Genomic DNA, 13,892 nt, shown 5'->3' on the forward strand with positions numbered 1-13,892 from the left:
TGAAAAAATAGCGGTGGCTTGATAAGCAGAAAAGAAATCTGCCTGTCAAGCCGCCATCCTATTCCGTATAGAGGGTGTTATAAGCTCCACTCGAAGCCGTCCTTCGTGTCTTTCACGACGAATCCGAGTGCCGCCATCTCGTTGCGTATGCGATCGCTCGTAGTCCAGTCTTTGTTTTGTTTGGCCTGCTGACGGATGGAGAGGAGCAGGTCGATCGCTTTGCGGTAAGCCTCGTTCGTTTCGTTCGAGGCAGCCGTATCGCGAAGTCCCAGGATGTCTTCGATAAAGAGGCGGAAGACGGAGCTCAGCTCCTCCAGTTCATCGGCTGTTATGGTGCCTTTGCCGTCGTGTACGGTGTTGATGGCTTTGCACGCATCGAACAGATGGGAAATCACGACAGGGGTGTTCATATCGTCGCACATGGCCTCTTCGCACTTCTCGCGCAGCCCTTTCGTGTCGACGGTCGAGACGTTCGAGGGGCTCAGTTTCTGCAGGCGGCTGCAGGCCTCGAACAGGCGTTCCAATCCTTTCTCGGAAGCTTGAAGCGCTTCATTGCTGAAATCGACCGTGCTGCGGTAATGTGCCTGAAGGATGAAGAAACGTATCGTGACAGGTGTGTATGCCTTGGCAAGTAACGGATGATTGCCTGTAAAAAATTCCGTCAGGGTGATGGCATTGCCAAGCGATTTGCCCATCTTCTGCCCTTCATAGGTGATCATATTATTGTGTACCCAGTAATGTACCATGTCGTGTCTCTGCGAAGCGATAGCCTGCGCGATCTCACACTCGTGATGGGGGAAGATCAGGTCCATGCCGCCGCCGTGGATGTCAAAATGCTCGCCAAGGTATTTCTTTCCCATCGCCGTACATTCGCAGTGCCAGCCTGGAAAACCGTCGCCCCACGGCGAAGGCCAGCGCATGATATGTTCGGGTTGCGCCTTCTTCCACAGCGCGAAATCGACCGGGTTGCGTTTCTCCTGCTGCCCGTCCAATTCGCGCGTGGTGTTGAGCATATCGTCGATGTTGCGGTTCGAGAGGATGCCGTACCGATGGTCTTTGTTATATTTCGCGACATCGAAGTAGACCGACCCTTCGCTTTCGTATGCATATCCGTTCTCCAGAATCTTCTCTACCAGTGCGATCTGTTCGATGATATGTCCCGAGGCATAAGGCTCGATGCTCGGTGAAAGTACGTTCAGCAGTTCCATCGCTTTATGGTAACGCAACGTGTAGTAATGCACCACCTCCATGGGTTCGAGCTGTTCGAGCCGTGCCTTCTTGGCAATTTTATCGTCACCGCTGTCCGCGTCATGTTCGAGATGACCGACATCGGTGATGTTGCGTACGTAACGCACGTTATATCCGAGGTGTTTCAAATAACGAAACAGAATGTCGAAGGTGATGGCCGACCGCGCGTGGCCAAGGTGCGGATCACCGTATACCGTGGGGCCGCAGACATACATGCCCACGTGCGGAGAGTGAAGCGGTTCGAATACTTCTTTCTTCCGTGAAAGAGTGTTGTATAAAACAAGTTTTCGTCGATTGTCCATATCTCTTTGATGTTTAAGAGGTACAAAGGTAAATATTATTTCCGGTTTTCCGAATATCGTTTTTTTTTCATACTTTTGCATTCATCTTACGGTACAGGTTTAGAAGATAATGGTTTTATATGAAATACGCATTAGTTACGGGAGGCTCGCGAGGCATTGGCCGGGCTATCTGCACGGCGTTGGCCGCAAAAGGGTATCCGGTCATTATCAACTATGCATCGAATGAAGCCGCAGCCAACGAGACAAAAGCACTTATCGAGGCGAACGGTGGGACGGCAGAACTGCTGCCTTTCGACGTATCGGACGAAGTATCCGTCGACAAGGCGCTTGAAGGCTGGGCGGACAATCATCCCGACGATTATGTCGGTATTCTGGTCAACAATGCCGGTATCCGCCAGGATGCCATGATGATTTTCATGCAGAATGCGCAGTGGCGGAACGTGCTGGATACCTCGGTGAACGGATTTTTCTTTGTCACGCGGCGTGTATTGAAAGATATGCTGATCAAGCGCGACGGGCGCATCGTGAATATCGTATCTCTTTCAGGCCTGAAAGGGATGCCGGGACAGACGAACTATTCGGCAGCCAAGGCTGCCGTTATCGGTGCGACGAAAGCGCTGGCTCAGGAGGTGGCACCGCGAAAAGTAACAGTCAATGCCATTGCTCCGGGGTTTATCATGACGGACATGACCAAAGACTTGGACGAAGCGGAGCTGAAGAAGAATATTCCGCTGGGACGGTTCGGAAAGCCCGAGGAAGTCGCTTCGCTCGTCAGCTTTCTCACCTCCGACGAGGCCGCTTACATCACCGGCGAAGTGATTTCAATCAACGGAGGAGTGTTCTGACCCTTATTCAGCTGCCTGTGCGATACATTTGCAAATAACACCCAACAAACAACAAAAGATAGAACGAGAATTAAGAGAGATATATGGAAAGAAGAGAAATAGAATCGAAAGTCAATCAGTTTTTGATCGAAGAGATGGAGATCGAAGCCGATCTGATTCGCGACGATGCTCTGCTGAAAGACGATTTGGGATTAGACAGCCTTGATTTTGTCGATATCGTTGTCATCGTAGAAAAAACGTTCGGTTTCAAAATTAAACCTGAAGAGATGGCGAACGTACTTACGGTAAAAGAATTTTACGATTACATCGAGTCGAAGGTAAGAGGCTGAGATGCGCGGAAAAGAAAGAGAATGGGAAGGAGTGACCGGAGGCACCACTTTGGGGCAAAAAGCGATGAAGATTACCTTCTCTGTCGTGAATGTCCGTGTCGGATATGTCATTCTCGCGTTTGTCGTTCCGTTCTATATGCTTTTTCGTCGCAAGGGATATTTGTCGATTTATCGTTATTTCCGATGGCAGCATGGCTATTCGCCCTTGAAATCATTTTTTTACACCTACCGTAATCATTTTGTTTTCGGACAGGCGATGCTCGATCGCTTCGCCGTCTATGCGGGACAGAAGAATTTCAAGATTGACAGTCCCGACAATGATTTGTTCATCTCGATGCTGGAGAACCCACATGGTTGTATTGTGGCCGGTGCCCACGTGGGGAATCCCGAATTATGCGGCTACCTTCTGCGACAGCAGAAGAAACGGATCAACTGTTTGATATACGGAGGCGAAGCTCAAGAGGTACAAAAGAACCGGACAAAGATACTGGAACGTAATAACATTCGCACGATACCCGTTTCGGAAGATATGTCTCATATCTTTCTGATCAACGAAGCGCTGAAAGACGGCGAGATGGTCAGCATGCCGTGCGACCGCACTTTCGGCAGCAGCAAAAGCGTCGAATGTGACTTCCTGAACGGCAAGGCCGACTTCCCGATCGGGGCATTCGTTCTTGCGCGGCAGTTCGATGTGCCCGTGCTGGCCATGTTTGCCTTGAAAACGAAGACGTCGCAATACCGCATCCGCATCGTGCGTATCTCTGTGCCGGCAGAACGTTCGAAACGCGAACAGATCGAGTCGATGACCCGCACTTTCGCTCACGAGCTGGAGTGTATCGTAAAAAAATATCCCGAACAGTGGTTTAACTTTTATAATTTCTGGAAAGATGAACATGTTTCCTGCGCTTGAAAAGAAATATACGAAAGAACGGACAGGTATTCTTGAGGCGCAACGACGGGCACACGAAATTGCGTTTGCCCCTGTGACGTTTCAGGTATCGCGGCTGATGGTAAAATTCGGCATCTTCCGGTTGCTGGATGAGACCAAGAACGGACTGACCCTCGACGAAGTCGCTGCTGCGACTAACTTGTCGCATTATGCCGTTCAGGTATTGCTGGAGGCTTCTCTTACGGCACAAACGGTCTTATATGTCGATGGGCGGTTTGTGCTCTCCAAGATCGGCTGGTTGCTGCTCACCGATCCGCTTATGTCGGTCAATATGGATTTTAACCACGATGTGAATTACCTCGGCCTGTATCATATGGAAGAAGCCTTGCTCAACGGCAAGCCCGAAGGTCTGAAAGTGTTCGGGTCGTGGAAGACGATTTATGAAGGATTGTCTTCACTTCCTGACGAGGTGCAGAAGAGTTGGTTTCGGTTCGACCACTATTATTCCGACCATTCGTTCGATGAGGCGCTGAAGATCGTCTTTTCACACTCCCCCGCACGTTTGCTCGATGTGGGCGGGAATACGGGCCGATGGGCGCTCCGTTGTGTAGATTATAATGACGATGTCCACGTGACGATTATGGACCTGCCGCAGCAGATCGGCATGATGAAGCAACAAATTGGCGATAAAGACGGTGCGGCACGCATCGACGGTTATGAGATCGATTTGTTGAATCCCGACGCGCCTTTTCCGCAAGGCTTCGACGCCATCTGGATGAGTCAGTTTCTGGATTGCTTCTCGGAGGCGGAAATTACGAGTATCGTTCAGCGCGCGGCTGCCTCGATGGATGAACATGCCCGGTTATTTATCATGGAAACGCTGTGGGATCGGCAGGCTAACGATGTGGCCGCATATTGCCTGACCCAGATCAGTCTCTATTTCACGGTGATGGCTAACGGAAACAGCAAGATGTATCATTCCGACGATCTGATCCGCTGCATCGAAGCCGGAGGATTGACGGTCGAGACGATTCACGACGGACTGAAAAGCGGGCACTCTATACTGATTTGCCGGAAAGCATGATATATTTTATACGCTCATCAGATGATTAAAGATTTCGGCATCCTTCAATTGTTGCCGCAACGACTGCCTTTCGTGATGGTCGATGAATTGACGCATTATGATAAGACGAGCACTCGAAGCTCTTTCATGGTACGGGAAGAGAATCTGTTTTGCTTCGGTGGCCGTATGGAAGAAGCCGGATTGATTGAGAATATGGCTCAGACATGCGCTGCACGCATGGGCTATCGTGCCCGGACGGAGTTGCAAAGTGACGGTATGGTCAGGGTGGGCTTTATCGGTGCCATTAGAGGAATAACGATCGTTCGTGTACCCCTCGTTGGAGAGGTGCTGACAACAACGGTTGAAGTGAAGGAAGAAATTTTCTCTACTTCGCTTGTCGAAATCAAGGTGGAAGTGGGTGACGAAGTGATTGCTTCGGGTTCGATGAAAATATTCCTGACGGATCAGACGGCGTCGTAGGGTATAAGTGTACCATAAATAAAGAAATATGATGGAGAAGGTATTAAAAGCATCGAAAGAATTTGATGTACGGTTCAGTGAGGTAGACTCGATGAACATCGTTTGGCACGGCTCTTACGCGCTTTATTTCGAGGATGCCCGCGAAGAGTTCGGACGGGTTTTCGGGCTGAGTTATCACGAGTATATTGCCAACGAATACTTTGCGCCGCTCGTTGATCTGAACTTTCAATATAAGAAACCGTTGCTCTACGGACAACGTGCACGCATCGACATCACCTACCGTAACACCCCTGCGGCCAAGGTGATTTTCGACTACGAAATTCGGCTGATTGACGACGACAGTCTGATCGCTACCGGCTCCTCGACACAAGTCTTCCTCGACCGCGAATACCAATTGATGTGGACGAACCCGCCGTTTTATGAAGTATGGAAAAAGAAATACGGTCAGTTATGACGGTATGTACGGGAGATAACGTGGTTTCTGCGCTGGGCTTCACCGCCGAGGAGAACTACCGGAATGTGAAGCAGGGCCGGACCGGATTGCGTCTTTACCGCCAGCGATTCGGATTGCCCGAACCGTTTATGGCCTCGGAGATCGATGACACAGCCTTGAACGCGGCTTTCGTGGAGACTGAGACCGAATATATGCCTTCTGCCACGAAGGCAAATTACACAAAGCTGGAAATGGCTGCCATCGTTTCAGTAGCCGGGGCTCTGAAAACGGCCGCTATCGATGCGGCTGACAAGCGGGTGCTCTTTATCTTCTCGACGACGAAAGGCAATGTTTATCTTCTCGACGAGCATGAACGCTTCGGTTATGAAGCTGAACAGGTCTTTCTTTGGTGGTCGGCCGAGCGGATTGCCGGCTTTTTCGGAAATACGAATCCGCCGCTGGTTGTCTCGAATGCGTGTATCTCCGGAGCTGCGGCGCTGATAGCCGCACAGCGTGAATTACGTGCGGGACGATGCGACCATGTCATCGTCGTTGCCGCCGATATGCTATCGCGCTTTGTGATTTCGGGCTTTCAATCGTTCAAGGCCTTGTCACAAGAGGTATGCAAGCCTTTCGACCGTGATCGTTGTGGGTTGAACCTCGGAGAGGCTGCGGCAACCCTCATCCTGACCGAATGTCGTGCGGAGGAGGTAGATGCGGGCGATGTTCTTCTAACGGCTGGAGCTGTCCGCAATGACGCCAATCATATTTCAGGTCCTTCACGTACGGGTGAAGGAAGTTACCTTGCCATGCGTCATATCCTTAAAGAGGTTTCATCCGGCGAAGTGGCCTTTGTCAACGCCCACGGTACGGCTACGCCTTATAACGACGAGATGGAGTCTATTGCTTTGACACGCGCCGGACTGGTCGATGTCCCAGTCAATAGCCTGAAAGGATATTTCGGGCATACGCTCGGCGCGGCAGGCGTGTTAGAGAGCGTCATCTCCATCCGAGCTCTTCGCGAGGGGATCGTCTTAAAGACATATGGCTTCGAGACGTTCGGGGTTACACGTCCGCTTCGTGTCACGTCCGAAACGCAGACGACAACGCGCCGCCGGTGCGTCAAGATGCTTTCGGGCTTCGGAGGATGCAATGCCGCACTGCTATTCACAAAATATGTACCCAATTAATACGATGAAAGAATGAATTATATAAATGCATATTGTACGATAAACCCCGAAGGAGTGAGGCTGAACGGCACGATGTGTTTTGTTCCCGATCCGGAACATTTCCCGATGCGTGATTTCTTTGCAGCCGCGTATCGCTGTCTCCAAATCGACTACCGCAAGTTTTATAAGATGGATGCGCTCTCGAAGCTCGGCTTTCTTGCCTCGGAATGGCTGCTGAAAGGGTTCGATCGTGAACAGCCGAAGGAAGACATGGGCATCGTACTCTTCAACCGCGGCGCGTCGCTCGAAGCCGATGCGGCGTATCAGGAAACGATTCGCGACGAAGAGAATTTTTTCCCTTCTCCGGCCGAATTTGTCTATACGCTGCCCAATATCGTGACGGGTGAAATCGCTATCCGAAACAAGATCTTCGGCGAAACGATGTTTTATGTGCTCCCTGCCTTTCGACCGGAAACGATTTGTGACATCGTTAACGACGCACTGACAGCTACCGGCATGCGGTACGTGCTGGCAGGATGGACGGAAGTGGACAGCCATACATTCGACGGACGTATATTTCTCTGTTCGACAGACAACGAACCTATTACTGACAAACGGTCATCTTTGCCGCTTACAGCAGGAGATTTGACCGAATTATTTAGATAATAACTCAATTAAAAAACAATGGATGAACTGATTTTAGAACTTAAAAACGAATTGATCAAGGTACTGAACCTCGAAGGAGTGAAGCCTGAAGATATTGGAGACGACAGTGAACTTTTCGGCGGCGGGTTGGGACTCGACTCGATCGACGCGCTTGAACTGATTGTATTGCTCGAGAAGAACTACGGCATTAAATTCAAAGATCCCGCGCAAGGCAAAGAGATTTTCAAATCCGTGCGTACGATGGCCGAATACGTACGGGCACATCGTACAAAGTAGCCACAAGGAGTGACACGGATGAACCTAAACTAAAGAGGATGTACCTAAACATCGCGTTTTGATACACCCTCTTAAAAAATGACTTTTTTTGTCCCGATAAGCTTATGAGAAGCGTGTGCCCGGAAAAGTATGACTATCGTTATTCGATTAAAATCTTGCCGGAGTATCCATTATCGAATTTGACAAAGTATACGCCCGGTTGGGGTGCATCGAACGTGGTCAGTCCCGCTTGTACTTTCTCACGTCGGTAGAGATGGCCCATGGTGGTGAAGACATAAACCGTGGTAGGACGATCGGTCTCCACGTAGATTTTCCCTTCATACGCCCAGGCTCTTGATACCTTTCTGATGATTTCCTGATTGCCTACCGGACTGACCCCTGATACGGTTACTTTCAGATTTCGGGTAACGGTAAGAATCGTTACCTCCATGACACTGTCCGAAAGTATTGTTCGTTTAATGCCGCCTTGTTCGTTCCAGATGGGACTGTCGGTCGTAACCGTCGCATATTTCAGGCTGTATCCGTTTTTCGCCTTGATCGTAAACGTAAAGTCTTGCTGGCTTTTTACGAAAATCAGCTGTCCCGGTCGGGGGTTGGTCTCGGCCGATGGCGGTACGATCAATTCGATAAGGCGATTGATCCCGTCGATCTTTTCGTCGCAGAAGCTGAGGTAACACTGGTTACTTACAATACTGTCACCGCAGGGATTCTTGACCGATACGCGGAAGAACGCCGATGAGTCTTTGGCCAGTGCATAGTAACTGTTCTTTGTTGCTCCCGGTATAGGCAGACCGTTTCTGTACCATTGATAAGTCATGAATTTTCCAGTCGTTTCTACGCTCAGCAGGTATCGCCAATTGTCGCATTCGCGTGCGTGGAGAGGCAAGTCTTTGATGAACGCGGGGATTTCACGGAAATATACCTCCATCGTATCGGAACTGACAGTTTCGGGCACCGTATCGGTAATTTCTACGTGATATTTGCCGGGTTTACGCACAATCAGGCTGGTGTCCGTGGCACCTGCGATCGCACTGCCTTCATGGAACCACTGATATTTGATGTCCATTCCGCCACCTTTGACGAAGAGCGTATCATGGTCTTTACAGATATACTTCATCGGGTCGAGGTTGCGAATAAACCATGGGTGGATCCATATCTTTACGGGATAAGGCAGTCGTCCGCCAAAATTATGACCGTCGATTACGGGAGTGAAGTAGTACATCAGTTCTCCGAGCTTCGTCGAGTCGGTAGGAGCATGCGGCCATTTCTTCCCGGTATGCTGCAATATTCCTCCTGCCTTTTCGAGATACCAGCTACCTCCGAATCCGGCGCTGAGTATTTCGATTGTGTCAAGTTCGCCTACATACAGGCGCGCCGGGATTTCTTTGGCTGTAAAGAGCCCAATGCTGTCTTTTCCGGTACCGACGGGTACGACGATGGGCGGACAGCTTCCGAATATGGCGTAGATATTGACCGAAGCGATAATCGAATCGACCGGGTTATCTTTGCGTGAGTGACCGTTAGGGGTATACTTAACAGGTACATGGCAAGTGATTTCAGCACCGACTCCCTTGTTAGCAGCCGCATTGTACTCATTGATGGGCATGGGCAGTCTGACGTAGCGCACGCCCTGAGCATCAACACTGTCCTTGTATGTGATCGTATCACGTTTGGCTAGTCCGCTCATGGAACCGGAGCCCCGATAGAAGATTGAGTCTCCCTCGACGTTCAGTTCTTTGGGCATCCGGAGCATCAAATGATCGGTTGGCACCATAGTGTTGACGGTCCCTGTAATCTTTTTGATCGTTAGTTTGAGGGTGTCCTGTGTCTGAATCTCGTTGAAGGCATGCGTGCCGGATACCGGAGCAATCTTGATGTCTTCGAACAGATAATTGTATGTTACGTTCGGATACAGTTTCCGTGAAACGATATGAGTGCCGCTCCCGGCTGCAACCGTTCCGCAGGGTGACATGCCGGCAATCTGTCCTTTATATTGTATCCCCGTAAAATCGGTATTACATTTGGCATTAAATTCCATGACGATGCTGGCTGTCCGGTCGGCATCTGTCGCCTCTGTATCGAGGTTCCCCGGCAGGATGATATCACTTCCTTTGGCGTCGGCGAGTTTAATCGAAGCGATCGTCCGTTCCGCATCTTCTCCGGCCCCGAATGCGGCAACGAGAGCAGCTTCCAGCGCAGCAGGAATGGGGGTTAGTGTACCTGTGGGATATTCAAGGCGTGCGCTTCCGGCTTTATAGACTTGTCCGGAAGGAACGGTAAAGTCTTTCATCTCTGGGTTTTTAAGTGCGCCTGTGGAAGTCGCGGTCGTAAAATTCACTTTGATTGTATACGGCTCTACCGATTCGTGTTTGAACGTATCTCGAACAGCTGTGATACTTCCTGCTACTGTAGCATCGGCCGATGGTTTGATAATGAACGAATCGATGGCCGAAAAATTATCGCCCTCCGGATCGAGCGGAGCATCTGTGTTCGGAGTCCATGCACTGTTGAAACCTGCACCGGTATATACCTTCACTTTATCGCCCGTACAGTCGTTGAAATTATAGGTGTAACTCATCTCGAAGGTCTTTGAAGCCGTGCCGGGAACATTAGCTACTTTTACCCAACGATTTCCCAGTCCGGTACCGTTATAAATCGTTCCGGCGTCGGCATCTTTTAGTTTAACGTCGCTGATATTTCCTTCGAAATAAAACCACATATCCTGTATCGGATTGCTTGTCTGGTTTGTTACGGTGAGTGCCGGACTACTGACGGTAGGGCCATAGGCCGGTACCTCGGGGACGGAAACTTCGAGCGAATTGCCCGGCCCGGTATATTTAAACGTGACATCACGTACATGCGTGTGGGTTTGTCCGGTTTTCGGATTCTTCCACGTTGAGATACGTTTCATGATACTTGCATCGCGCTTAGCTGAGGGTAATGCCTTAATTTTACCGCGCGTCGTAAGCCGCCAGAAATCGTCGGGCCGTTGCCATTTGCCCGCTTGCAATGCTCCGGAACCATCGTACGTCAGGTCATACAAATTTTTTACGTCATAAATCATATGCCCTCCCGTCGAACTTGCAGGGGCTAAGGTTGTATTTTCAATCGGCCCTGATCCATTATAATACTGTATTGTCAGAGGATCGATAATGCGATATCCTTTGGGTAGTTTGAATTCGAGTTTCTCCAGGTATTCATGGAAGCGTACTTCCTTGGGGAAGTAGGGAGACGGGAATTTTCCACTGTGGAAAATATCGGTATACCCAAGCGAGAAAGGTCCTTTGGGATTGTTGTCGGGGAACGATTCTTCTATGGCATCGTTATTCCACCAGTTCAGCCGGTCGAGGTTGTATGTACCGATGGGTAACGATGCTTTTTCTTTCCCTTTACGGGCAGGATCCGTTGCACTGTTCAGCGGGTTGCTCACAGGAGTGGCGCTTACATATAATTCGGAATCCATACTGTTAGGATTGTTGGTGCCGGATCGTATCTTAAAGGGGACTTTGATTTCGACGATTGTGTGGGTTGTTAAGCCGGCTGGATAATGATAACGGAAGTAGCCCGTATTGATTGTTGATCTTGCAAAAGTTACCTGACCGGCTGCCGGTGTTCCGTTGAGCGTGACCGTTGCGTTTTGGGGATCGGGTACGACGTTCGAATCGAACCGGAATCCTACGGCCTTGACCGGCATATCGATGTATTTATACCCACCTGGTGCCTGAATCGTACCTTTCCAGTAGAAGTATCCTTCGTCTTCGGCCACGAAGAGGTCATGCCGTATTTCATTGTCGGGAGCTACGGAGCCATCGTCCGGCACTCTGTCGTTATTTGTATCTTTCAATCCTTTGGATGTTCTGCGAGAATAAAATTCATCGAACGATATGCCCACAATATCGCAGGTGTGTATGGCTTCTTGAAAAACCTGGCTTATTTTCTCGAGCGTTTGGGCGCCCCATTTCTGGTTTGCCCAATAATGTACTTGGTCCGTTTGATTTACATTCAATCCGCACGGGGCGGCTTTATATTCCACATGCAGGTAAGCCGTCCCTTGATTCCCCCGGTTCTGAATTGATACGGATGCGTGCGTGGCCCCCGGAGCGACGGTGGCTTGTCCATACAGCACTCCGGTGCCATCGCTGTTACTCGTTATCTTCATACTTAAAATCGTAAGCCAGGCAGGGGTCTTAACATGAAATTCTGTTATTGCTTCATTCGTAGAACCGGGGGCGATGAAAACAGTCTGTTTTTTGGTCTGTCCTCCTTTTAAACTCAGGCTCGGCGGCAACTCACGATAATGCGGAGCATTCAGATAAACAATTCGGAAAGCTTGGGCCAGGGCAATGCCATCATCACCACAAGGACTTTTAACTTGAATGATATTGCTTGTTATTCCGTTGATGGTATTTGTTCCATAGTTATGATAAACATTACGGGTGGTATTGTCATAAATATCTCCGTTGATCGTAGGCACCCAGAACGTAATCGTTTTGCCTGCCGGAACTTCTTCGGGAATGAGGATATGTATTGCATACGGTTTTCCAAGAGCACTTGGTTTGAGATAGCCAAATGTCTCACCGTTGGTTTTGTTCGATGCTTCGGTAATTTCACTGGCTGTGATCTTACGTTTGGGACCTCCTTCTACTTGCATATAAATATCGGAGATGTCAAGATAATTATATGATCCGTAGTTGCGGAAATGCAACCGGATGTTACGTGCGCTTCCCCCCGTATTCCGAAACGTCGTTTTCACGATGGTTGGCGTTGTCCCGTCCATGTTGACTTGGGGGCTGGTGATAGGAGCATCGGCATGATTGACGTAGGTTGTGCTAATGTGTTCCATATTGGGCAGGGGAGGAGACGGGAATGCCAGCGTGACGGAAGAGCCTGTTGCCGTGGTACAATCCGAATCGTGCGGGTATTGCACGCTTGCCTCAACAAGGTGCGAGCCGCAGCCGGTAGAGGCCCCTTGAAAGGTAATGACTTTGTCATTCGTATCATCGATCTTGCTTCCTAACGCAGAGGGTGTGAATGCATACGTATAGGTCTTCTTGCCGCCGACCGTCGCTTCGACCGGAGTAAAGGGGACACCTTTGAGCTTGAAGTCGGAAAGTGTGGTTACGAGGTCTGTCGTAAACGTAACTTTCGCCGAAGAAGCCTTATTCGCTGTATTTGTCTTGAGATAATACGTAACGGTATTGACACTTGCCTGGGTCGGGAAATTAATCGTTCCATCGGTCGATACGATAGCAATACTTGGTTTTACCCTATTTGTTGTTATCGTCTTTTGTCCGTCCATTACATTCGTTGCTCCGGCTTTAACCTGAATGTCGAAATTCGCTGCTCCGGGTGTTCCGCACGAAACGGCTTTTACGTTGACGTGAATTTCTACTTCCGTGTTGCGCAGTAATTTGTTTCCATTTGAGGTGATAGCGATGGACGCAGTTCTGCCTGTAGCCAAAGCCCCTCCGAAAGTGTTGGATATGTTCAGAGGCGTTGAGGTCAGTACCCTCGTTCCACTGATGGCCCCGAAGTCTACCTGTGGGGGGAGCGTAATTTCGATGGTTGCGTTGTTAATATCTGCATTCAGAGGAGTAAAGCGTATTAATAACGCACGTTCATCTTCAAGCATCACTAAAGGTACTTCGTCCAGTTTTGGGTAACCTGATGTCCAATTTACCTTTTGGGCTTGTGTCGCAATTGCTGTGGAAAGCAAAAGCATGCAGAGCAGTAAGGATGTCCGGCTTTTTCGCCATAAGCAAAAAAAAGGAGCATTCAAATTGTGAGTACTTTTTCTTTTCATTCTGTTTTGATATTTTAATTGATGTTTGTATCTTGTTTTATTTATCTCGTTTTAATCATTTTTTGACTGAATTGAATTTGTCAAAAGACAGGTTGCTTTTTGGGGCTTATAATGGGGCTTATAATATTATACAAAAGTATGCTATTTTTTCAGCCAAGCCAATATATTTGCAATATTTAATATATTTTATTTTTAATCAAAAGAGTTCCTCGAGGAAATTTATTTCAGCATTTATTGGATTTATTTCTCATATGTGCATTGTGTAATGTGGTATATCTTTGAAAATATGGTGGGTGGTGGCTTTTTGCAAAGGGCGCTTTCCGGTAAAGCCGTTACTTAAAACTTTATTTTTCTGAATGGATATTGGAAATTATCCCGTACCTTTGTCC

Annotated in this window: 11 protein-coding genes; 9 read left to right on the forward strand and 2 right to left on the reverse strand. The window is 49.0% G+C overall.

Translation table 11 applies throughout. From position 1 onward, the window contains the following. Window positions 1-77 precede the first annotated feature (77 nt). A complete protein-coding gene (gene cysS / locus BFO_RS05650; RefSeq protein ID WP_041591150.1) occupies window positions 78-1,550 on the reverse strand; it encodes a cysteine--tRNA ligase in 1,473 nt (490 codons plus the stop codon). 119 nt (window positions 1,551-1,669) lie between these two features. On the opposite strand from cysS, the gene fabG reads away from it, so the two are divergent. The 9 genes from fabG to BFO_RS05695 all read left to right on the forward strand — a co-directional run bounded on the left by fabG (window position 1,670) and on the right by BFO_RS05695 (window position 7,700). Continuing rightward, the gene (gene fabG, locus BFO_RS05655) at window positions 1,670-2,395 is read left to right on the forward strand and encodes a 3-oxoacyl-ACP reductase FabG (protein ID WP_014224677.1); all 726 of its coding nucleotides are present in this window, start codon (window positions 1,670-1,672) and stop codon (window positions 2,393-2,395) included. An 83-nt stretch (window positions 2,396-2,478) separates the two neighbouring features. Then, entirely contained in the window at window positions 2,479-2,724 is a 246-nt protein-coding gene (locus BFO_RS05660) for an acyl carrier protein (RefSeq protein ID WP_014224678.1), read from the forward strand. Window position 2,725: 1 nt separating this feature from the next. After that, window positions 2,726-3,634, forward strand: a complete 909-nt coding sequence (locus BFO_RS05665) for an LpxL/LpxP family acyltransferase (protein WP_014224679.1) — start codon at window positions 2,726-2,728, stop codon at window positions 3,632-3,634. Further along, the gene (locus BFO_RS05670; protein WP_041590711.1) at window positions 3,612-4,697 is read left to right on the forward strand and encodes a class I SAM-dependent methyltransferase; all 1,086 of its coding nucleotides are present in this window, start codon (window positions 3,612-3,614) and stop codon (window positions 4,695-4,697) included. Before BFO_RS05665 ends, BFO_RS05670 begins: the two co-directional genes overlap by 23 nt. A gap of 21 nt (window positions 4,698-4,718) precedes the next feature. Next, window positions 4,719-5,156 (forward strand): FabA-like domain-containing protein, encoded by a 438-nt coding sequence (locus BFO_RS05675; RefSeq protein WP_014224681.1) that lies wholly within the window; start codon window positions 4,719-4,721, stop codon window positions 5,154-5,156. 28 nt (window positions 5,157-5,184) lie between these two features. Beyond that, window positions 5,185-5,610 (forward strand): acyl-CoA thioesterase, encoded by a 426-nt coding sequence (locus tag BFO_RS05680; RefSeq protein WP_014224682.1) that lies wholly within the window; start codon window positions 5,185-5,187, stop codon window positions 5,608-5,610. Next, window positions 5,583-6,779: a beta-ketoacyl-[acyl-carrier-protein] synthase family protein gene (locus BFO_RS05685; protein ID WP_244262949.1), complete on the forward strand. Its 1,197-nt coding sequence runs from the start codon at window positions 5,583-5,585 to the stop codon at window positions 6,777-6,779. The genes BFO_RS05680 and BFO_RS05685 overlap by 28 nt, the downstream gene beginning before the upstream one ends. Before the next feature lie 12 nt (window positions 6,780-6,791). Further along, window positions 6,792-7,424 carry a hypothetical protein gene (locus BFO_RS05690; RefSeq protein ID WP_014224684.1) on the forward strand — a complete coding sequence of 211 codons (633 nt, stop codon included), beginning with the start codon at window positions 6,792-6,794 and terminating at the stop codon, window positions 7,422-7,424. An 18-nt stretch (window positions 7,425-7,442) separates the two neighbouring features. Continuing rightward, window positions 7,443-7,700, forward strand: coding sequence for a phosphopantetheine-binding protein (locus BFO_RS05695; RefSeq protein WP_014224685.1), 258 nt, complete (start codon window positions 7,443-7,445; stop codon window positions 7,698-7,700). A gap of 139 nt (window positions 7,701-7,839) precedes the next feature. Here BFO_RS05695 and BFO_RS05700 read toward each other — a convergent pair whose 3' ends face one another. Further along, window positions 7,840-13,503, reverse strand: coding sequence for a hypothetical protein (locus tag BFO_RS05700; RefSeq protein ID WP_157755297.1), 5,664 nt, complete (start codon window positions 13,501-13,503; stop codon window positions 7,840-7,842). Window positions 13,504-13,892: the final 389 nt, after the last annotated feature.

The organism is Tannerella forsythia 92A2 (genome assembly GCF_000238215.1).
In the GTDB taxonomy this organism is placed as follows: Bacteria; Bacteroidota; Bacteroidia; order Bacteroidales; family Tannerellaceae; genus Tannerella; species Tannerella forsythia.

Excerpts from the sequence above, each read along its gene's own strand:
- BFO_RS05700 (WP_157755297.1), bottom strand. The coding sequence starts at position 13,503 with ATGAAAAGAAAAAGTACTCACAATTTGAATGCTCCTTTTTTTTGCTTA.
- BFO_RS05685 (WP_244262949.1), top strand. The coding sequence starts at position 5,583 with ATGGAAAAAGAAATACGGTCAGTTATGACGGTATGTACGGGAGATAAC.
- BFO_RS05665 (WP_014224679.1), top strand. The coding sequence starts at position 2,726 with ATGCGCGGAAAAGAAAGAGAATGGGAAGGAGTGACCGGAGGCACCACT.
- BFO_RS05690 (WP_014224684.1), top strand. The coding sequence starts at position 6,792 with ATGAATTATATAAATGCATATTGTACGATAAACCCCGAAGGAGTGAGG.
- BFO_RS05660 (WP_014224678.1), top strand. The coding sequence starts at position 2,479 with ATGGAAAGAAGAGAAATAGAATCGAAAGTCAATCAGTTTTTGATCGAA.
- BFO_RS05670 (WP_041590711.1), top strand. The coding sequence starts at position 3,612 with ATGAACATGTTTCCTGCGCTTGAAAAGAAATATACGAAAGAACGGACA.
- fabG (WP_014224677.1), top strand. The coding sequence starts at position 1,670 with ATGAAATACGCATTAGTTACGGGAGGCTCGCGAGGCATTGGCCGGGCT.
- cysS (WP_041591150.1), bottom strand. The coding sequence starts at position 1,550 with ATGGACAATCGACGAAAACTTGTTTTATACAACACTCTTTCACGGAAG.
- BFO_RS05680 (WP_014224682.1), top strand. The coding sequence starts at position 5,185 with ATGATGGAGAAGGTATTAAAAGCATCGAAAGAATTTGATGTACGGTTC.
- BFO_RS05675 (WP_014224681.1), top strand. The coding sequence starts at position 4,719 with ATGATTAAAGATTTCGGCATCCTTCAATTGTTGCCGCAACGACTGCCT.
- BFO_RS05695 (WP_014224685.1), top strand. The coding sequence starts at position 7,443 with ATGGATGAACTGATTTTAGAACTTAAAAACGAATTGATCAAGGTACTG.